Origin of the sequence: Anoxybacillus sp. J5B_2022 (assembly GCF_026847645.1) — a bacterium.
Lineage (GTDB): Bacteria > Bacillota > Bacilli > Bacillales > Anoxybacillaceae > Anoxybacteroides.
Genome location: NZ_JAPSMC010000001.1, coordinates 91,375 through 112,605, shown reverse-complemented (window position 1 = coordinate 112,605; position 21,231 = coordinate 91,375). Strand labels below are relative to the sequence as shown.

Annotated in this window: 16 protein-coding genes; 14 read left to right on the top strand and 2 right to left on the bottom strand. The window is 46.7% G+C overall.

Going from position 1 to position 21,231, the window contains the following annotated elements; translation table 11 throughout:
• Positions 1–77: 77 nt before the first annotated feature.
• Complete coding sequence (locus M4I42_RS00585) at positions 78–2,132, bottom strand: transglycosylase domain-containing protein (protein ID WP_268850328.1); 2,055 nt, start codon at positions 2,130–2,132, stop codon at positions 78–80.
• A gap of 182 nt (positions 2,133–2,314) precedes the next feature.
• Between M4I42_RS00585 and speE the strand changes: the two genes are divergently transcribed.
• The 5 genes from speE (at position 2,315) to M4I42_RS00560 (ending at position 6,671) form a co-directional block, all read left to right on the top strand.
• Entirely contained in the window at positions 2,315–3,142 is an 828-nt protein-coding gene (speE, locus tag M4I42_RS00580) for a polyamine aminopropyltransferase (protein WP_268850327.1), read from the top strand.
• 12 nt (positions 3,143–3,154) lie between these two features.
• Positions 3,155–4,036 (top strand): agmatinase, encoded by an 882-nt coding sequence (gene speB, locus M4I42_RS00575; RefSeq protein ID WP_268850326.1) that lies wholly within the window; start codon positions 3,155–3,157, stop codon positions 4,034–4,036.
• 171 nt (positions 4,037–4,207) lie between these two features.
• Positions 4,208–4,648, top strand: a complete 441-nt coding sequence (locus M4I42_RS00570; RefSeq protein WP_268850325.1) for a DUF1934 domain-containing protein — start codon at positions 4,208–4,210, stop codon at positions 4,646–4,648.
• Positions 4,645–6,315: an arginine--tRNA ligase gene (gene argS / locus M4I42_RS00565; RefSeq protein WP_268850324.1), complete on the top strand. Its 1,671-nt coding sequence runs from the start codon at positions 4,645–4,647 to the stop codon at positions 6,313–6,315. The genes M4I42_RS00570 and argS overlap by 4 nt, the downstream gene beginning before the upstream one ends.
• 188 nt (positions 6,316–6,503) lie before the next feature.
• Positions 6,504–6,671 (top strand): XapX domain-containing protein, encoded by a 168-nt coding sequence (locus tag M4I42_RS00560; RefSeq protein ID WP_066322550.1) that lies wholly within the window; start codon positions 6,504–6,506, stop codon positions 6,669–6,671.
• A 28-nt stretch (positions 6,672–6,699) separates the two neighbouring features.
• Here M4I42_RS00560 and cls read toward each other — a convergent pair whose 3' ends face one another.
• Complete coding sequence (gene cls / locus M4I42_RS00555) at positions 6,700–7,884, bottom strand: cardiolipin synthase (RefSeq protein WP_268850323.1); 1,185 nt, start codon at positions 7,882–7,884, stop codon at positions 6,700–6,702.
• 198 nt (positions 7,885–8,082) lie between these two features.
• On the opposite strand from cls, the gene M4I42_RS00550 reads away from it, so the two are divergent.
• The 9 genes from M4I42_RS00550 (at position 8,083) to M4I42_RS00510 (ending at position 21,172) form a co-directional block, all read left to right on the top strand.
• Entirely contained in the window at positions 8,083–10,176 is a 2,094-nt protein-coding gene (locus tag M4I42_RS00550) for a (Fe-S)-binding protein (RefSeq protein WP_268850359.1), read from the top strand.
• 196 nt (positions 10,177–10,372) lie between these two features.
• The gene (locus M4I42_RS00545; RefSeq protein WP_268850322.1) at positions 10,373–11,554 is read left to right on the top strand and encodes an acetyl-CoA C-acetyltransferase; all 1,182 of its coding nucleotides are present in this window, start codon (positions 10,373–10,375) and stop codon (positions 11,552–11,554) included.
• A gap of 30 nt (positions 11,555–11,584) precedes the next feature.
• The gene (locus M4I42_RS00540) at positions 11,585–12,436 is read left to right on the top strand and encodes a 3-hydroxybutyryl-CoA dehydrogenase (protein WP_268850321.1); all 852 of its coding nucleotides are present in this window, start codon (positions 11,585–11,587) and stop codon (positions 12,434–12,436) included.
• Positions 12,437–12,461: 25 nt separating this feature from the next.
• Positions 12,462–13,595 (top strand): acyl-CoA dehydrogenase, encoded by a 1,134-nt coding sequence (locus M4I42_RS00535; RefSeq protein WP_268850320.1) that lies wholly within the window; start codon positions 12,462–12,464, stop codon positions 13,593–13,595.
• A 20-nt stretch (positions 13,596–13,615) separates the two neighbouring features.
• Entirely contained in the window at positions 13,616–14,758 is a 1,143-nt protein-coding gene (locus M4I42_RS00530) for an acyl-CoA dehydrogenase (RefSeq protein ID WP_183183254.1), read from the top strand.
• 20 nt (positions 14,759–14,778) lie between these two features.
• Complete coding sequence (locus M4I42_RS00525) at positions 14,779–15,408, top strand: TetR/AcrR family transcriptional regulator (RefSeq protein ID WP_268850358.1); 630 nt, start codon at positions 14,779–14,781, stop codon at positions 15,406–15,408.
• 21 nt (positions 15,409–15,429) lie between these two features.
• Complete coding sequence (gene icmF / locus M4I42_RS00520) at positions 15,430–18,684, top strand: fused isobutyryl-CoA mutase/GTPase IcmF (RefSeq protein WP_268850319.1); 3,255 nt, start codon at positions 15,430–15,432, stop codon at positions 18,682–18,684.
• A gap of 169 nt (positions 18,685–18,853) precedes the next feature.
• Positions 18,854–19,417, top strand: coding sequence for a DNA-directed RNA polymerase subunit delta (gene rpoE, locus M4I42_RS00515; RefSeq protein ID WP_268850318.1), 564 nt, complete (start codon positions 18,854–18,856; stop codon positions 19,415–19,417).
• A 162-nt stretch (positions 19,418–19,579) separates the two neighbouring features.
• Positions 19,580–21,172, top strand: coding sequence for a CTP synthase (locus M4I42_RS00510; RefSeq protein ID WP_268850317.1), 1,593 nt, complete (start codon positions 19,580–19,582; stop codon positions 21,170–21,172).
• The last annotated feature ends 59 nt before the right edge of the window (positions 21,173–21,231 follow it).

Sequence of the window (21,231 nt, the reverse complement as noted above, 5' to 3'; positions counted from 1 at the left end):
ACATGCATAACACAATAAAACTAGGACGGGAAAACCCTCAAGCGTTCATCGCTTGAGGGTTTTCCTTATTCCCATATTCAAAACCATTCAAAAAGTTTTTCGAACCAGTTGTTCGGCTTGTCTTTAGGCGGTTTCTTTTTCTTCTTTTTCTGTATGTGATCGGTGCAATATTCGGTCGGTTCGGTGCCAGCGATGTAGTAAGTGAACCGTTTGACGGGACATGCTTCAGTGGCAAGTTTTCCGTTGTCGGGATTAATGTACACGCCGACGACGCCTTTTGTTGGTTTAAACATTTTTACCGGTTCGTTTTGCAAGCTTTTCTCCATGAACTGCACCCAAATTTTTTTCGCATATTGTTTTTCCGCCATTTTCGTGATTTTTTCGCCGCGATCGTAACCAGTCCAGACGCCGGCAACAAGCTGTGGAGCATAGCCGATCATCCAACTATCCGTTTCTGTCGTTCCTGATTTGCCGGCATAAGGGCGAGTGATGTCATTTGCGATCGTTTGCCCAGTGACGGTTGTGTAGTCGTTCAGTTTCGGGTCGAACATGCCTGTCATCAACTCGGTTGTCACAAAAGCAGCGTCTGGATCGAGCACTTGCTCCTCGCTTTGTTTCGCTTCATAAATCGTTTCGCCGCGATAGTTGACAATTTTTTTAATAAAGACGGGTTCGACTTTTTTGCCGCCGTTGGCGAGAATGCTGTAGGCGTTGACCATTTCGATCACTTTGACAGGCGACGTTCCGAGCGCGAGCGACGGTACTTTTTTTAGCTTGCTTGTAATTCCGAGTTTTTTTGCCGTTTGTACAAGCTGCTCTTCACCGATAAATAAATGCGTTTTGACGGCAAACACGTTGTCGGATAAAGCGATCGCTTGCGCCAACGTAATTGTATCATTGGCGTAGTAGTTGTTATAGTTACGCGGTGTATAGGTCGAGCCGTCATCAAGCGTAAACGTCGTCAGTTCGCTGCGCATTTCGGTTGACGGTGTAAACCCTTGTTTAATTGCTGCATAATAAAGAAACGGCTTGAACGTTGACCCTGGCTGCCGCTCGGCTTGCACGGCTCGGTTATATTGACTTTTGTGATAGTCTCGTCCACCGACGAGCGCCTTTACTTCTCCTGTACGCGGATTCATCGCAACTAACGCCGCTTGAATCGCCGATGATGGGTCAATGATTTGCTGGATTTGTTGCTCAGCGATCGTTTGCATCTTCGGGTCTAGTGATGTATAGACGCGCAATCCGCCCATTTCAATCGTTCGTTCATCCAGCCCGACTTTTGTCCGCAATACGTATTTCACGGCCTCTTGAAAATAAGGAGCGATTGGTTTTTGAACGATTTCGTGATGGCGCGAGTACACAAGCGGTGTTTGGTATGCCCTTTCCGCTTCTTTTTGGCTAATATAGCCGCTTTCGACCATCGCTTGTAACACCATTTTTTGTCGCTGTTTCGCTCGCGTTTCATTGACGAATGGCGAGTAATACGAGGGACCTTTCGGAATGCCAGCTAACATGCTCGCTTCGCTTAACGTCAGCTGTTTCGCTGGTTTTCCAAAATAATAACGGGCAGCGGCTTCCACTCCATATGCTCCGTGACCGTAATAAATGGTATTTAAATAGCCTTCTAAAATGTCTTGCTTGCTGTAGTTCACTTCGAGGCGGATCGTATATAATGCTTCTTGTAGCTTCCTTAGCCACGTTTTATCTAACGTTAAAAAGAGATTGCGCGCATATTGTTGGGTGATCGTGCTCGCCCCTTGCACTTTTCGCATCGCTTTGACATCGGCAATGATCGCTGCGACGATACGTTTCATATCAAAGCCGTGATGCGAAAAAAACTTTCGATCTTCTACTGCGACCGTCGCGTCGATGACGACAGGGGACATGTCGTGTAGGCTCACCCAATAGCGCGTTTGTCCGTTATCGCTTTCGCCGATTTTCGTGCCGTCATCGGCATAAAACACGGTTGTTTGCGGCACTGCTAATGGCGGCGCGCCTTCCCATTTTGCTAGCGCGATGATGGCGGTAATACAGACGGCAAATAAAACGGCGAGGATGAGGCTAATAAAAATGAACGCCCGAATATATTTGACTGTTCCGCGAAACCGGCTACCTGGAATGAGCTCCAACGTCCTCACCTCATCAATCGTTGTTTATATTAGTATGAAAAGATTTTTCCCATTTTAAACATTTTTCTAGCAACTTTTACTTGAAATTTTGCTAGATTGCTCTATACTTTTTCATGTTTAGTTTTTCTTTGTAAGGCTAAAATAAAGGCATGTGAATGAATAAAAGAAAGGGTGTTCGAACGATGGAATTATGGTTTACCGAGAAGCAAACAGAACATTTTGGAATTACAGCACGAATTAAACGCACTTTACATACAGAACAGACAGAATTCCAAAAACTTGACATGGTGGAAACAGAAGAATTTGGAAATATGCTTATTTTAGATGGCATGGTCATGACGACGCAAAAAGACGAGTTCGTCTATCACGAAATGGTTGCCCATGTGCCGCTCTTTACACATCCGAATCCGGAAAACGTGCTTGTCGTTGGCGGCGGGGACGGCGGCGTGATTCGCGAAGTGTTGAAACATCCGAGTGTAAAAAAAGCGACGCTAGTCGAAATTGACGGAAAAGTGATCGAGTATTCGAAAAAATACCTTCCAGAAATCGCTGGGAAGCTAGACGACCCGCGCGTCGAAGTAAAAGTCGATGACGGATTTATGCACATTGCCCAAAGCGAAAACGAATACGATGTCATCATGGTCGATTCGACAGAGCCAGTCGGCCCAGCTGTGAATTTGTTTACGAAAGGCTTTTATGCGGGCATTGCGAAAGCGCTAAAAGGGGACGGCATTTTCGTGGCACAAACAGACAACCCTTGGTTTAAAGCGGATTTAATTCGTAAGGTGCAGCGCGATGTACGTGAAATTTTCCCGATTACGCGCCTTTATATCGCGAACATCCCGACATACCCGAGCGGCATGTGGACGTTTACGATGGGGTCGAAAAAATACGATCCGCTTGCGGTAAGCGATGAGCGCTTCCATGATATCGACACGAAATATTACACGAAAGAGCTGCATAAAGCGTGCTTTGTGTTGCCGAAATTTGTCGCTGATTTAGTGAAATAAGGGGGATTTTGCATGCGATTCGATGAAGCGTATTCTGGCAACGTCTTTATTAAAAGCCATCCAAACTTTGAAGAAAGCGAAGCGGTCATTTACGGCATGCCGATGGATTGGACGGTGAGCTATCGCCCAGGTTCTCGCTTCGGTCCGGCGCGCATTCGCGAAGTATCGATCGGTCTCGAAGAGTACAGCCCGTATTTAGACCGCGAACTTGAGGAAGTGAAATATTTTGATGCCGGCGATATCCCGCTTCCGTTCGGCAACGCGCAACGCAGTTTAGACATGATTGAGGAGTTCGTGGACCGCATTTTAGCGGCAGGTAAATTTCCGCTTGGTCTTGGCGGCGAGCATTTAGTGTCGTGGCCGGTGATGAAGGCGGTATATAAAAAATATCCGGATTTAGCGATCATTCATATGGATGCGCACACCGATTTGCGCGAGCATTACGAAGGCGAGCCGTTGTCGCACTCGACGCCGATTCGGAAAATTGCCGAGTTGATCGGGCCGCAAAACGTATACTCGTTTGGCATTCGTTCCGGTATGAAAGAAGAGTTTCAGTGGGCGAAAGAAAACGGCATGTATATTGCAAAATTTGAAGTATTAGAACCGTTAAAAGAAGTGTTGCCGACGTTAGCCGGCCGTCCGGTCTACGTCACGATTGATATTGACGTGTTAGATCCAGCGCATGCGCCGGGAACTGGGACGGTAGACGCTGGCGGCATTACGTCAAAAGAATTGCTCGCAGCAATTCACGAAATCGCCCGCTCAGGGGTCCACGTCGTCGGCGCGGACTTAGTCGAAGTCGCTCCGGTATACGACCATTCTGAGCAAACGGCGAACACCGCAAGCAAACTCGTTCGTGAAATGATTCTCGGTTGGGTACAAAAACGGAAATAACCGCGATCCCCGTCTTATAGGCGGGGATATTTCTTTGACATAGGACAAGGAACGTGCTCAAAAACTTAAAAGCATAAGTAAATAGGCGGTCTCTTTCTAGAGGCCGCCTATTGCATGTGTTGCAGGCTTTTCTTATACTTAATGAGAGTTCATATAGCAAGGTGTGAAACGATGGAGAGAACGAACGGAACGCCGATTTTGCTGAAGCAAGTGACGGAAATTCGCGACGGTTTGCGAAAAGAAACTGTTGTCATTGAAACAAATGGTTTATACTACATAAAAGGGGATACGGTCTATTTAACATTTGACGAGCAATATGAAGGTCGAACGGTAAAAAATGTGCTAAAAATCCACGAAGACGAAGTCGTTGTCCTTCGTTCTGGCGCGGTGCAAATGCGCCATACGTTCCGAAAGCATAAAGAAACAGTCGGGACGTATGAAAACGACATGGCGCGGTGGTCGTTGAAAACAAAAACAGATGAAGTGCGGTACGAATACAATGAAAAAGCGAAAAAAGGCCAACTATTTTTTTCTTACATATTGCAGCTAGCAGAACGCGATGCTGGCCGGTATAAAGTAACGATTTTATTTAGGGAGGAACGAAAAAGATGAATATTGTCGAACAAATGAAAGAAAAGATGAAGGAAGAAATTAAGCAAGCCGTCATCAAAGCAGGACTTGCGGCAGAAGCAGACATACCGAACGTCATTTTAGAAGTGCCGCGCGAAAAAGCGCACGGTGACTATTCGACGAATATGGCGATGCAATTGGCGCGGGTGGCGAAAAAAGCGCCGCGCATGATCGCGGAAGAAATCGTCCGCCATTTCAACCGCGAAGCTGTTTCGGTGGAAAAAATCGACATTGCCGGACCGGGCTTTATTAATTTTTACATGGACAATCGCTATTTAACGAACCTCATTCCGACGATTTTGCAGGCAGGGGCGTCATACGGCGAAACGAACGTCGGCAACGGACAAAAAGTGCAAGTTGAGTTCGTGTCCGCCAATCCAACGGGGAGCTTGCATTTAGGCCATGCTCGCGGCGCAGCGGTCGGTGACTCGTTGTGCAATATTCTAGAAAAAGCCGGATTTGACGTGACGCGCGAATATTATATTAACGATGCCGGCAACCAAATTGCCAACTTGGCGAAGTCGGTTGAAGCTCGCTATTTCCAAGCGCTCGGTATCGAGAAAGAGATGCCGGAAGACGGCTATTACGGCGAAGATATTATCGAGTTAGGGAAAAAGCTAGCGGCAGAACATGGCGATAAGTTCGTTGGAATGGAGGAAACGGAGCGGTTGCAGCAGTTCCGTGAATACGGACTCGCCTATGAAATGGAAAAAATTAAAAAAGATTTAGCCGATTTCCGCGTAAACTTTGACGTATGGTATTCCGAAACGTCGCTGTACCATAACGGAAAAATCGAAAAAGCGTTACAAGCATTGCGCGAAAAAGGACACATTTACGAACAAGACGGGGCGACATGGTTCCGCTCGACGACGTTTGGCGACGATAAAGATCGCGTATTGATTAAACAAGACGGCACGTATACGTATTTATTGCCGGATATTGCGTACCATCAAGACAAGCTGGAGCGCGGATTTACAAAGCTGATTAACATTTGGGGTGCGGACCATCACGGCTACATTCCGCGCATGAAAGCAGCGATTGCCGCGCTTGGCTATGACCCAGATATCTTAGAAGTAGAAATTATTCAGCTCGTTAGCTTGTATCAAAACGGCGAAAAAGTGAAAATGAGCAAACGGACCGGCAAAGCCGTGACGATGCGCGATTTGATGGAGGAAGTCGGATTAGACGCCACTCGCTATTTCTTTGCGATGCGTTCAAGCGATACGCATTTAGATTTTGATATGGATTTAGCGGTTTCGCAATCGAACGAAAACCCAGTGTATTATGCGCAATATGCACATGCGCGCGTGTGCAGCATTCTTCGCCAAGGAGAGGAGCAAAATCTATCTTATGAAGGCGAATTGCAGCTAGAGTATATCCAGTCGGAAAAAGAAATCGAGCTGTTGAAAAAACTTGGCGAATTTCCAGCAGCGGTAGCGGAAGCTGCGCTTAAGCGCACCCCTCATCGCGTGACAAACTATATTTTTGAGCTGGCGTCGGCGTTGCATAGCTTCTACAATGCGGAGAAAGTCATCGACCAAGAAAACGTGGCAAAAAGCCAAGCACGCCTAGCGTTAGTGAAAGCGGTGCAAATCACGCTGCAAAACGCCCTTGCATTAATCGGTGTTTCTGCACCGGAAAAAATGTAGGCACACAGTTATTTTTAAGATATAATAATAAACAGGGGAAGTGGGTATATTTGTTTTAGGCAAATATATCCACTTTTTTTGCCTCCCCATTTGAAAAAGAGTATGATAAGATGGGTAATGGCTGTCGATAGGAGTAGATATTTGTCGAAAAAGTGTGACAGCGGAAAAAATGGAGGAGATGCTTTCACATGAAAGAAATTATTTTATCATTATTGACCGGTATGGTCGTTGGCTTTTTGTTTACTTTATTCCGCTTGCCGATTCCGGCGCCGCCAGCGCTTGCAGGCATTTCCGGCATCGTCGGCGTCTATTTAGGAATGAAAGCGTTTGAATGGATTAGCACGTTATGGAAGTAAAATGTTGGGGAGAGTCCCCAACATTTTTCTATAGCCATTGCGAAAGAAGACTAGAGAGCGATTGTTTTCCCCGCTCCCATATGGACCGCTTTTTCCACCAGTCGAGCGTCAATGGCTCGGAGCGCGATAATTCATGGCGAATGACATGTTTCATTTGTTGGGTAAATGCACGATCGTAAATGAAACAGTTCATTTCCCCGTTAAGAAAAAAACTCCGTTTGTCAAAATTCGCCGTGCCGATATCGCATACATCGTTGTCAATAATAATCGTTTTGGCATGATAAAATCCTTGGTAAAACCGATAAATGCGCGCGCCATGTTTCAACAATCGATAGAAGTACGGAAACGCCGCTTCTTTTACAAACGGATGGTCCGCTTTTAACGGAACGAGAATCGTCACTGTTACTTGGCGTTTCAGTGCATCTAGCAGCGCATCCATCACGTTTTTCCCGGGAATAAAATAAGGAGAGCCGATCATAATTTCTCGCTGCGCTTGGCGAATGAGGCGAGAAAAATCTTCCTCCAGTCCATCGCCGTTTGTTGCGATGAACCGATGAGCGATCGCGCCGTTTGGCAATGGCGGAAAATATCGTTCCTCATTTTGCACAGTTTCTCTTGTTGTGGCTTTCCAATCCTCCAAAAATTGCGCCTGCAAATCCGCCACTCCTTCCCCGCTTACTTTTAAATGGTAATCGCGCCAATCGCCAAAATCGGTATCTTGCCCAATATATTCTTTCCCAATATTAAATCCGCCGATATAGCCAACTTTGCCGTCAATGACCGTAATTTTTCGGTGATTTCTACGATTGAGTTGATAAAAAAAATACGGGAATGACGGTTTTTGACTGAACGCAAACCGCACGCCGCTTTTCTTTAATGAGCGAATCGTTTTCCGCGGCAGCCCGAAACTGCCGATCCAATCGACAAGAAGCCGCACCTCCACTCCTTCTTTTGCCTTTTGCTGTAAAATCGACAAAAACTGTTGACTAATGTCATCCGTTTTGACAATATAGAACAAAACGTGAATATGGTGCGTTGCCTGCTTCATCGCTTGGAAATAATCGGCGAATAAATGCCTGCCGTTTGTAAACAACGTCATGTCGCTTTGCCGCATCGGATATTCCTTTTTTGGATCAGGCCGCTTTCGTTTGCGACCAAGCCGCTCATCGAGAACGATAAGCAACAACAAAATGGCAACCACCCCTATCACCATACGTCCCTCCTGCATCGTAAGTCATTATGTAGTTAATGTACCCGTTATGAAAAAAATTAACATGCTCTCCAGCAAAAACGTTGTTGACTGAATGCTCATTCATACTTAAAATAAAAACAAGGGGTATAATTCTGAAAATTTATTTTGTTATTAATATTTTTTCTTTATCGTCATAAAGGGGGAAAGGGGAGTTAGATGGTGAATTCGTTACTCGTTCTTAATTTTCTTGCATTTTTGTTTGTAACCGCTTACGCAGTTCATTTGTTTGTGTATTTGGTGAAAACGCGCATCGCCTATATTAAGCTAGGCAAAAAAGTCGAGTTTGACCAAAAAGTAAAAGAGCGCCTCGAAAAAATTTGGGTGAATGTATTTGGCCAGAAGAAACTGTTGAAAGACAAAAAAAGCGGCTTGATTCACGTCATCTTTTTTTACGGGTTTATTCTCGTTCAGTTCGGCGCGATTGATTTTATTATTAAAGGACTCGTTCCGGGCGGCCATCTTCCACTAGGATCGCTTTATCCGGGCTTTACGTTTTTTCAAGAAATTGTGACATTACTTATTTTGATCGCTGTCTTTTGGGCGTTTTACCGCCGCTACATCGAAAAGCTCGTCCGCTTAAAACGCGATTTTAAAGCAGGGCTTGTGTTAATTTTTATCGGCGGATTGATGCTTTCCGTGTTATTCGGAAACGGCATGAGCATGATTTGGCATGGCGAAGACGCGACATGGAGCGAGCCAGTTGCTTCCCTTGTTGCCGGGGCATTTTCATGGGTCGGAAAAACAGGAGCGGCTGTTCTCTTTTACGTCGCTTGGTGGGTACACTTATTAATTTTGCTTACTTTCTTAGTGTACGTTCCACAATCGAAGCACGCACATTTAATTGCTGGTCCGGTGAACGTCTTCTTCAGCCGTTTGTCGCGACCAAAGCTTGAAAAAATCAATTTTGAAGATGAAACGCAAGAGTCGTTTGGTGTGGGTAGAATTGAAGACTTTAAACAAACGCAGCTCATTGATTTATATGCCTGTGTCGAGTGCGGTCGCTGTACAAGCATGTGTCCGGCGACGGGAACAGGAAAAATGTTATCGCCAATGGACTTAATTTTAAAAATGCGTGACCACTTAACAGAAAAAGGGGCAGCGGTCACGTCAAAAGCGCCTTGGGTACCAGTATTTGCGTTTAAACATACAAAAGGCAACCAGCTTGCCTTTGCGGGATATGGAGAGCAAGCAGCTACGGTGGAAATGCCAAGCTTAATTGGCGATGTCATCACAGAAGAAGAAATTTGGGCCTGTACGACATGCCGCAACTGCGAAGACCAATGTCCGGTCATGAATGAACATGTCGATAAAATTATCGACCTTCGCCGCTACCTCGTGTTAACGGAAGGAAAAATGAACCCAGATGCGCAACGGGCGATGACCAATATCGAACGCCAAGGCAACCCATGGGGACTCAACCGAAAAGAAAAAGAAAATTGGCGTGAATTGCGCGAAGACGTGCATATTCCAACGGTAAAAGAAATGCAAAAGGCTGGCGAAGAATTCGAATACTTATTCTGGGTTGGCTCGATGGGGTCGTTTGATAACCGCAGCCAAAAAATTGCCTTAGCTTTTGCCCGTTTGTTAAACGAAGCAGGCGTCAAATTTGCGATTTTAGGCAATAAAGAGAAAAACTCTGGCGATACGCCGCGCCGTTTAGGGAACGAATTTTTATTCCAAGAATTAGTGACGAATAACATCGCCGAATTCGAAAAAGCCGGCGTGAAAAAAATCGTCACGATCGACCCGCATGCATACAACACGTTTAAAAACGAATATCCGGATTTCGGATTTGAAGCAGAAGTGTACCATCATACCGAATTGTTAGCAAAGCTTGTCGAAGAAGGACGGTTAGTGCCGAAATACGAAGTAAACGAAACGATTACTTTCCACGATTCTTGTTATCTTGGCCGCTACAACGAAGTGTACGAGCAGCCGCGCAACATTTTGCGAGCGATTCCTGGAGTGAAACTTGTGGAGATGGAACGCAACCGCGAAAAAGGAATGTGCTGCGGTGCGGGTGGTGGCTTAATGTGGATGGAAGAAACGACAGGTACGCGCATTAACGTCGCACGCACGGAGCAGGCGTTAGCGGTCAACCCAACCGTCATCAGTTCCGGCTGTCCGTACTGCTTAACGATGTTAAGCGATGGAACGAAAGCGAAAGAAGTCGAGGACAAAGTCGCGACGTATGACATTGCGGAACTGCTTGAAAAAGCCGTGTTTGGGGACAAAAAAGAAGTTGCTTCATAAAAAAATTGCATAAATAATTCGTATTTTTTAAAATAGTTGGTATAATAGAAAGGAAGGTGTGCAAAACACCTTCCTCCTAAACGACATACACTGAGCGAACGTTCAGTCGGTGATTTGTAATCGCTTTCTTTCGCTCACGCCGTTGCCGTTTTGGTAGCGCTTGGGCATCTATATATTTTTTAAGGGGGAGAGGACGATGGGGAAAACGGTCATTTTAAGCGGAGTACGCACACCATTTGGGAAATTTGGTGGAGGTTTAAGCACGTTTACTGCTGCTCAGTTAGGAGGAATCGCAGTAAAAGAAGCGTTAGCGCGCGCAAATGTAAGCGCTGAACAAGTAGACGAAGTCATTTTAGGCACGGTGTTACAAGGAGGGCAAGGGCAGCTTCCTTCGCGGCAAGCGGCTCGTTATGCAGGGATTCCGTGGGAAGTGCGCACCGAAACGATTAACAAAGTATGCGCTTCTGGCATGCGCAGTGTCACCTTAGCAGATCAAATTATTCGTGCAGGCGACGGCGAAGTAATCGTCGCTGGTGGGATGGAGTCGATGAGCAACGCACCGTATGTGTTACCGAAAGCGCGTTGGGGATTGCGCATGGGTGATTCGACGGTGAAAGATTTAATGATATATGACGGATTAACGTGCAGCTTTACTGGGGTGCATATGGGCATATACGGCGGAGAAACAGCAAAAGAACTAGAAATTTCTCGTGAAGCGCAAGATGCGTGGGCATATCGGAGCCACCAACGGGCTATCGCGGCAATGGAGGCAGGCGTATTTGCCGAAGAAATCGTCCCAGTCGAAATTCCGCAACGAAAAGGCGAATCGCTCGTTGTCGCAGACGATGAATCGCCGCGCAAAGACACATCGCTTGAAAAATTAGCGAAGCTCTCTCCAGTATTCGACCCGACAGGAACAATTACTGCCGGAAACGCCCCAGGCGTCAACGACGGAGCTGCTGCGCTTGTGTTAATGAGCGAAGAACGGGCGCTGCGTGAAGGGAGAACGCCGCTAGCAACGATTGTCGCCCATGCATCGATCGCTGTCGAAGCGAAAGATTTCCCGAAAACGCCAGGGCTTGTCATTAACGAGCTATTACGAAAAACAGGCAAAACAGCGGCAGAGATTGACTTATTTGAAATTAATGAAGCGTTCGCCGCAGTCGCATTAGCGAGCATCCAAATCGCTGGGCTCGACCCAGAGAAAGTGAACGTCAACGGCGGAGCCGTTGCGCTAGGACACCCAATCGGCGCAAGCGGTGCACGCATCATTATCACGCTCATTCACGAATTAAAACGCCGCGGCGGCGGTCTTGGCATTGCAGCAATTTGTAGCGGTGGCGGCCAAGGCGATGCCGTCATGGTTCAAGTCGATTAACGAATACAACAGGAGATGGGGGATTTGCGGATGGACGTTCAAAAAGTAATGGTAGTCGGTGCCGGTCAAATGGGATCCGGCATTGCCCAAGTATGTGCGATGGCAGGGTATGATGTGTTTCTACACGATTTACAAGAAACATATGTCGAGCGTGGACTGTCGACGATTACGAAAAACTTAACACGCCAAGTCGAAAAAGGAAAAATGACAGAGGAAGAAAAAGCAACCGTTTTACAACGTATTACGCCATCGGTCGATTTACACAATGCACGCGCCGTCGATTTAGTCATTGAAGCGGTTGTCGAAAACATGGAAGTAAAAACATCGTTGTTTGCGCAACTCGATGAAATCACACCGCCGCATGCGATTTTAGCGACAAACACGTCATCGCTGCCGATTACAGAAATTGCCGCTGCGACGAAGCGGCCGGAAAAAGTCATCGGCATGCACTTTATGAACCCGGTTCCAGTGATGAAGCTTGTCGAAATTATTCGCGGGCTTGCGACAGCGCCGGAAGTGTATGAAACAATCGAAGCGATGACGCGCAAGTTAAATAAAGTGCCAGTCGAAGTGAACGATTTTCCAGGCTTTATTTCGAACCGCATTTTAATGCCGATGATTAACGAAGCCATTTACGCGTTATACGAAGGAGTAGCGACGAAAGAAGCGATTGACGAAGTGATGAAGCTCGGCATGAATCATCCGATGGGGCCGCTGACGCTTGCGGATTTTATCGGGCTTGATACGTGTTTATATATTATGGAAACGCTTCATGAAGGATTTGGCGACGACAAATATCGCCCGTGCCCATTGTTGCGTAAATACGTGAAAGCCGGCTGGCTAGGCAGAAAAACAGGCAAAGGATTTTATACGTACGAATAAACGGACAGCAAAGAAGGTGACATAGATGAACTTACGTTTCACAGAAGAGCAAGAAATGATGCGCAACATGGTGCGTGAGTTTGCGGCGAGCGAAATCGCCCCGTTTGTCGAGCGGATGGAAAAGGGAGAGTTTCCGCGGCCAGTTTTAAAAAAAATGGCGGAACTCGGGTTAATGGGAATTACGATTCCAGAAGAATACGGCGGCGCCGGCATGGACTTTACGTCATACATTATTGCCATTCATGAAATTTCCAAAGTCAGTGCAACCGTCGGCGTCATTTTATCGGTGCATACGTCCGTTGGTACAAACCCAATCCTCTATTTCGGAACAGAAGAGCAAAAACGGAAATACGTGCCGAAGCTTGCGAGCGGAGAATATCTTGGCGCCTTTTGCCTCACCGAGCCAAGTGCTGGATCGGATGCGAAAAGTTTGAAAACGAAAGCTGTTCGCCAAGGCGACTATTACATTTTAAACGGCTCGAAAGTGTTTATTACAAACGGCGGAGAAGCGGATACGTACATCGTATTTGCCCGCACGAATCCAGACGAAACAGGAAGCCGCGGCATTTCTGCCTTTATCGTCGAAAAAGATACGCCAGGATTTATTATCGGCAAAGACGAAAAGAAAATGGGCTTGCACGGTTCACGAACAGTACAAATTTCGTTTGAAGATGCAAAAGTGCCAGCAGAAAATTTATTAGGCGAAGAAGGGCAAGGATTTAAAATTGCGATGGCAAACCTTGACGTCGGCCGCATCGGCATCGCTGCCCAGTCGCTTGGCATTGCCGAAGCCGCATTGGAATACGCGACCGCCTATGCGAAAGAGCGGATTCAGTTTGGCAAACCAATCGCCGAGCAGCAAGGAATTGCATTTAAACTAGCCGATATGGCGACAGCGGTTGAAGCTGCGAAACTATTAGTGTATCGCGCTGCCTTTTTGCGAACGAAAGGACTTTCCTGCAGCAAAGAAGCATCGATGGCGAAATTGTTCGCATCAAGAGCAGCGATGGAAAATGCGATTGAAGCGGTGCAAATTTTCGGTGGCAACGGCTACACCGAAGACTATCCGGTGGAGCGCTTATTCCGCGATGCGAAAATTTGTGAAATTTACGAAGGAACGAGCGAAATCCAGCGCTTAGTCATTAGCAAGCAACTATAAAAGAAACGGGGGAGAGGACGATGAATTTTCAATTAACCGAAGAGCATGAAATGATACGAAAAATGGTGCGCGAATTTGCGAAAAACGAAGTAGCACCGACAGCGGCAGAGCGTGACGAAGAAGAGCGGTTTGACCGCGAAATTTTCGATAAAATGGCGGAACTCGGGCTAACCGGTATTCCATGGCCGGAAGAATATGGCGGCATCGGTAGCGATTATTTAGCGTATGTCATCGCTGTAGAAGAACTATCGAAAGTATGCGCATCGACAGGGGTAACGTTATCGGCGCACATTTCCCTTGCGAGCTGGCCGATTTATAAGTTTGGCACAGAGGAACAAAAACAAACGTATTTACGGGCGCTAGCGACAGGAGAAAAGCTTGGTGCATACGGTCTTTCGGAACCGGGCGCAGGGTCAGACGTTTCCTCGATGAAAACAAGAGCGGTATTAGACGGCGATCATTACGTCATTAACGGCTCGAAAGTATGGATTACAAACGGTGGCGAAGCGGACATTTACGTTGTCTTTGCTGTGACAGACCCGGAAAAAAAACATAGAGGCATTAGCGCCTTCATTATTGAAAAAGGCACACCAGGCTTTTCGATCGGCAAAAAAGAGAAAAAACTAGGCATTCGTTCGTCACCGACAACGGAGCTCATTTTCGAAGATTGCCGTGTTCCGAAAGAAAACTTGCTTGGGCAAGAAGGGGAAGGATTTAAAATTGCGATGATGACATTAGACGGCGGCCGCAACGGCATCGCGGCGCAAGCGGTCGGCATCGCTCAAGGGGCGCTCGATGCAGCCGTCGAATACGCGAAAGGGCGCGTGCAATTTGGCAAACCGATCGCGGAACAACAAGGGGTAGGATTTAAATTAGCGGACATGGCAACGGCAGTCGAAGCGGCGCGGCTATTGACATACCAAGCAGCATGGCTCGAATCGAACAACCTTCCATACGGAAAAGCGTCGGCGATGGCGAAGTTGTTTGCAGGAGATACGGCAATGAAAGTCACGGTCGATGCGGTACAAATTTTTGGCGGATATGGCTATACGAAAGATTATCCAGTAGAGCGGTTTATGCGCGACGCGAAAATTACGCAAATTTATGAAGGAACGCAAGAAATTCAGCGGCTTGTCATTTCACGGATGTTAACGAAAGAGTAATGGAGCGGTTGACGATGAATATGAAAAAGCGGGAAGTGCCGGCTTCGGTCAAAGACGAACGGCTCGTCAAAAAGCGACGCAACGAAATGATTAAAGGCGCGATCGCTCTGTTTAAACAAAAAGGGTTTCATCGGACGACAACGCGGGAAATTGCCAAAGCATCAGGGTTTAGCATCGGCACGCTGTATGAATATATCCGCCAAAAAGAAGATGTACTTTACTTAGTGTGCGACCGCATTTACGATGAAGTATACGAACGGCTCGAAAAAGATATCGGTACGCACCATGGCACGATTGAAAGCTTAAAGCTTGCCATCGCTCGCTACTTCAAAGTCATTGACGATTTGCAAGACGAAGTGCTCGTCATGTACCAAGAAGTAAAGTCATTAACGAAAGATTCGCTGCCGTACGTCTTGAACAAAGAGTTACAAATGGTGAAGATTTTTGAAAACATTTTGCGAGAATGTGTCGAAAACGGAGCGTTCTGCCTAACCGAGCGGGAAATTCAGCTGTTTGCTCACGATATTTTCGTACTCGGACAAATGTGGGCGTTCCGCCGCTGGGCGCTTCATAAAATGTATACGTTAGAGGAATACATCGAACTGCAAACGCAATTGTTGTTAAGGGGTATTTTGGAGAAACGGTCATAACGACAAAGGGGGAGAGAGAGGATGGCACACATTTATCGGCCGAAACATCATGTTCGTTTTGTGACAGCCTCCAGCTTATTCGATGGCCACGATGCCTCGATCAATATTATGCGCCGCATTTTGCAAGCAAGCGGCGCAGAAGTTATTCATTTAGGACATAACCGTTCGGCAGAGGAGATTGTCAATGCCGCCATCCAAGAGGATGTGCAAGGCATTGCCGTCTCTTCTTACCAAGGCGGCCATATGGAATTTTTTAAATATATGTACGACTTATTAAAAGAACGCGGCGCCTCCCATATCCGCATTTACGGCGGCGGGGGCGGCGTCATCATTCCAAAAGAGATCAAAGAATTGCACGACTACGGCATCGCCCGCATTTTTTCACCGGAAGACGGGCGCGTGCTCGGGTTGCAAGGCATGATTAACGTCATGTTAGAAGAGTGTGATTTCCCGACGGTAAAGCAGTTGACGGACGAACTCGACCGCCTGCCGAACGGCGATGTGCAAGCGGTCGCTCGGCTTATTACCGTTTGTGAAAACTTGCTAGATGCAGACGATGAAGCAGCCGCAACTATTGAACGCGTCCTTGGGAAAGTAAAAGAAATGGCAAAACACGTGCCAGTCGTCGGCATTACCGGAACGGGCGGCGCAGGAAAAAGCTCGTTAACCGATGAACTCGTCCGCCGCTTTTTAAACGAAATTCCGGAGAAAAAAGTGGCAATTTTATCGGTTGACCCGACAAAGCAAAAAACAGGTGGTGCGCTACTTGGCGACCGCATTCGCATGAACTCCATCAACTCGCCGCGCGTCTACATGCGCAGCTTAGCGACGCGCCATTCGCGCTCGGAGTTGTCGCTCGCGATTAAAGAAGCGATTCAAGTCGTGAAAGCGGGTGGATTTGACTTAATCATCGTGGAAACAAGCGGCATCGGTCAAGGCGATGCGGCGATTACCGAAGTGAGCGACATTTCTATGTATGTCATGACGAGCGAGTTCGGGGCGCCGACACAGCTAGAGAAAATCGACATGATTGACTATGCCGACCTTATCGTCATTAATAAATTTGAACGAAAAGGCTCAGAAGATGCCAAACGGCAAGTACAAAAACAATATCAACGCAGCCACCAACTATTTGATAAAGAGTTATCAGAAATGCCGGTGTACGGAACGATTGCAAGCCAATTTAACGACCCGGGCACGAATACGCTTTTTGTCGCTTTGATTGATTTAATTAATAAAAAAGCAGGTACGAACTGGACGACGACGCTCGAAACCGTCGCAGACGTGCAAAAACAAAATGTCATTATTCCGAACGAACGCCGCCATTATTTGCGCGAAATTGCCGATACGGTGCGCAATTACCATAAATATGTGGAAAAACAAAGCGAACTTGCTCGCCGTTTGTTCCAAATCGAAGGGGCGATTGCGGCAGCGAAAGAGCGCGGGCAAGAAGAAGTGATTGCGTCGCTAGAGACGTTAAAACAGCATTACGAAAACGAGTTAACTGCGGAATCGAAGCGAATTCTCGGGTCGTGGGAAGACGTGAAAGCGAAATATCGCGCGAAACAATTTGTTACAAAAATTCGCGACAAAGAAATCGTCACCGAATTGACGACGAAAAGCCTTGCGGGGCTAGACATTCCGAAAGTCGCGCTGCCGAAATTTAAAGACTACGGGGAAATTTTGCGCTGGGTGTATAAAGAAAACGTTCCTGGCTTTTTCCCATACACCGCCGGCGTCTTCCCATTTAAGCGGCAAGGGGAAGATCCGAAACGGCAATTCGCTGGGGAAGGAACGCCAGAGCGAACGAACCGCCGCTTCCACTATTTATGTAAAGACGATCCGGCGAAGCGTTTAAGTACAGCGTTTGACTCGGTAACGTTATACGGCGAAGACCCACAATACCGTCCAGACATTTTCGGAAAAGTCGGCGAAAGCGGCGTCAGCGTCTGTACGCTCGACGATATGAAACGATTGTATAAAGGCTTTGACTTATGTCATCCATCGACGTCTGTGTCGATGACGATTAACGGACCAGCGCCGATTATTTTAGCGATGTTTATGAATACCGCCATCGAGCAACAAGTCGAAAAACGCGAACAAGAGCTTGGCCGCCCGCTGACGAAAGAAGAATATGAAGAAGTGAAAGCATGGACGCTACAAACGGTGCGCGGCACGGTGCAAGCCGATATTTTAAAAGAAGACCAGGGACAAAATACGTGCATTTTCTCAACGGAATTTGCGCTGAAAATGATGGGGGACATTCAAGAGTACTTTATTCAACATAAAGTACGCAACTATTACTCTGTCTCGATTTCCGGCTACCATATTGCCGAAGCGGGGGCAAACCCGATTACGCAGCTAGCGTTTACATTAGCGAACGGCTTTACGTATGTCGAATATTATTTAAGCCGGGGCATGCATATTGATGATTTTGCGCCAAACTTATCGTTTTTCTTTAGCAACGGCTTAGACCCAGAGTACTCGGTCATCGGCCGCGTCGCTCGCCGCATTTGGGCGGTTGTCATGCGCGAAAAATACGGGGCAAATGAGCGGAGCCAAAAATTAAAATATCACGTGCAAACGTCCGGCCGCTCGCTCCATGCGCAAGAAATTGACTTTAACGACATCCGGACGACGCTACAAGCGTTAATGGCGTTGCATGATAACTGTAACTCGCTGCATACAAACGCCTACGACGAAGCGATTACGACACCAACCGAAGAGTCGGTCCGTCGGGCGATGGCGATTCAGCTGATCATTACAAAAGAGCACGGGTTAACGAAAAACGAAAATCCGCTGCAAGGCTCGTTTATTATTGAAGAGTTGACGGACTTAGTCGAAGAAGCGGTATTGCAAGAATTTGAGCGGCTCAACGACCGCGGCGGCGTATTAGGCGCGATGGAAATGCAATATCAGCGCGGCAAAATTCAAGACGAATCGATGTATTATGAAATGAAAAAGCATAGCGGTGAACTGCCGATCATCGGCGTCAATACGTATTTAAACCCAAATCCGCCGTCGGAAGAAGAGTTAAACAACATTCAATTAGCGCGCGCTTCTTACGAAGAAAAAGAATTGCAAATTACGAATTTACGAGCGTTCCAAGAGCGAAACAAGGACAAAGCCGACGAAGCATTGAAGCGATTGAAACATGTCGCGGTGAGCGGCGGCAACATTTTCGCAGAATTGATGGAAACGGTTAAAGTAGCGAGCCTCGGGCAAATTACAAAAGCGTTATACGAAGTCGGCGGGCAATACCGCCGCAATATGTAAGGCTGGTCGATTATCGATCAGCCCCTTTTTCACGAAAAAGCAACAATTTTTTATGAAACGCTCGTCGAAGACCTAGCATAAACAAAGGGAAATTGTTTATAATGAATGGTATGTATTTCATGCATTCATTTATTTATTCGGAATATTACATAGAAAGGGAGTGCCGGATGTGAGTTTGCAGCAATACTCTCCAGAAGAATTGCAAGAAATGTCGCTTGTGGAACTCGCTTATTTAGTCATGAGCGATAAAAAAGAAGCGATGCCTTTTCCACAGCTCGTCCAAGAAATTGCTGCTTTGGCGAATTTGACGGAGGACCAAGTGCAAGCGCGCCTTGCGCAATTTTATACAGATTTAAATATTGATGGCCGTTTTATTTGTGTGAGCGAGGATCGTTGGGGGTTACGTTCGTGGTATCCGTACGACCAAACAGAAGATGAAAACGTCACAACGTTCAAGCCGAAGAAGAAGAAAAAGTTGGATGATGAGTATGAAGATTACGATGAAATTATCGATGAAGAAGAGTTGGATTACGACGTTCTTGACGACTATGACGATGTCGAAGATGTTTTAGATGATGAATTGCTCGATGAAGAGGAATTTGATCTCGATGATGCCGATGAGCTTGAGGACGAACTGCTTGATGAAGAATTTGATCTAGGGGAAGAAGAATTAGAAGAAGAGCTAGACGACGAGCTAATCGACGATTTTGAAGAAACAGAGGAAGAAGAATAACAATCCCCTTGACTTTGTCAGTTTAGCTATGTAGAATCTTATTTGGGCTCTTTCAAAATAGAACCGATAAAAAATATCGCTCCCTTACACCGGTAAGCGGAGCGTTTTTTATTTGTATTTTGCACAAACTTTAACTGTCTATATTCAGCAGGGGGGAAGAAGATGACGAAGTATATTTTTGTAACGGGTGGCGTCGTTTCATCGCTAGGGAAAGGAATTACTGCAGCATCATTAGGTCGGTTGTTAAAAAACCGCGGCTTAAACGTGACGATTCAAAAATTTGATCCATACATTAACGTTGACCCAGGCACGATGAGTCCATACCAACACGGGGAAGTATTTGTCACAGACGACGGAGCGGAAACCGACTTAGATTTAGGTCACTACGAGCGTTTTATCGACATTAACTTAAACAAATATAGCAACGTGACGACCGGGAAAATTTATTCTACCGTCTTGAAAAAAGAGCGCCGCGGCGATTATTTAGGCGGCACCGTGCAAGTCATTCCGCACATTACAAACGAAATTAAAGAGCGCGTCTTCCGCGCAGGACGGGAAACGAACGCGGACGTCGTGATTACCGAAATCGGTGGCACGGTCGGCGATATTGAGTCACTGCCATTTTTAGAAGCGATTCGCCAAATAAAAAGCGACATCGGCCGTGAAAACGTCATGTACATTCATTGTACGCTCGTTCCGTACATTAAAGCAGCGGGGGAAATGAAAACGAAGCCGACGCAACATAGCGTCAAAGAATTGCGAAGCCTCGGGATTCAGCCAAACGTCATCGTCGTTCGTACCGAAATGCCGATGTCCCAAGACATGAAAGATAAAATCGCTCTTTTCTGCGATATTGATCCGAAAGCGGTCATTGAAGCGCGCGATGCGGATACGCTTTATGCGGTACCGTTAATGTTGCAAGAACAAAAATTGGACCAAATCGTTTGCGAGCATTTAAAACTGAATTGCCAAGAAGCAGATATGACCGAATGGAAAGCGCTCGTCGAAAAAGTGCGCAATCTTTCACGGAAAACAAAAATTGCGCTTGTCGGCAAATATGTCGAATTGCAAGATGCGTATATTTCCGTCGTCGAAGCACTTCGCCATGCAGGGTATGCGTTTGATGCCGAAGTGGAAATTCAATGGATCAACTCCGAACAGGTGAACAATGACAATGTTGCGACCCTTTTACAAGAAGCGGACGGCATTCTCGTCCCAGGCGGATTTGGTGACCGCGGCATTGAAGGGAAAATTGCAGCGATTCGCTATGCGCGCGAACAACGCATCCCGTTCCTCGGCATTTGCCTTGGCATGCAGCTAGCGTCTGTGGAGTTTGCCCGCCATGTCGTTGGGTTAGAAGGTGCACATTCGTCCGAAATCGATCCAACGACGCCGCATCCGATTATTGACTTATTGCCGGAACAAAAAGATGTTGAAGACTTAGGCGGCACGCTTCGCTTAGGGCTATATCCGTGCAAATTAGTCGAGGGCACGCGCGCGTACGAAGCGTACGACGATGAAGTCATTTATGAACGCCATCGCCATCGCTATGAATTTAACAACCAATATCGTCAAGTGATGGAGCAGCACGGCTTCATCTTTTCTGGGACAAGTCCAGACGGTCGCTTAGTGGAAATTATTGAATTAAAAGACCATCCGTGGTTTGTCGCTGCGCAATTCCATCCGGAATTTACGTCGCGCCCGACAAGACCACAGCCGCTGTTCCGCGACTTTATTAAAGCTTCGTTACAATAAGAAAAGCGCCCGCCTATCGGCGAAGATCGCTCAAGCCCAAGAGGAAACGATGTCGCTAG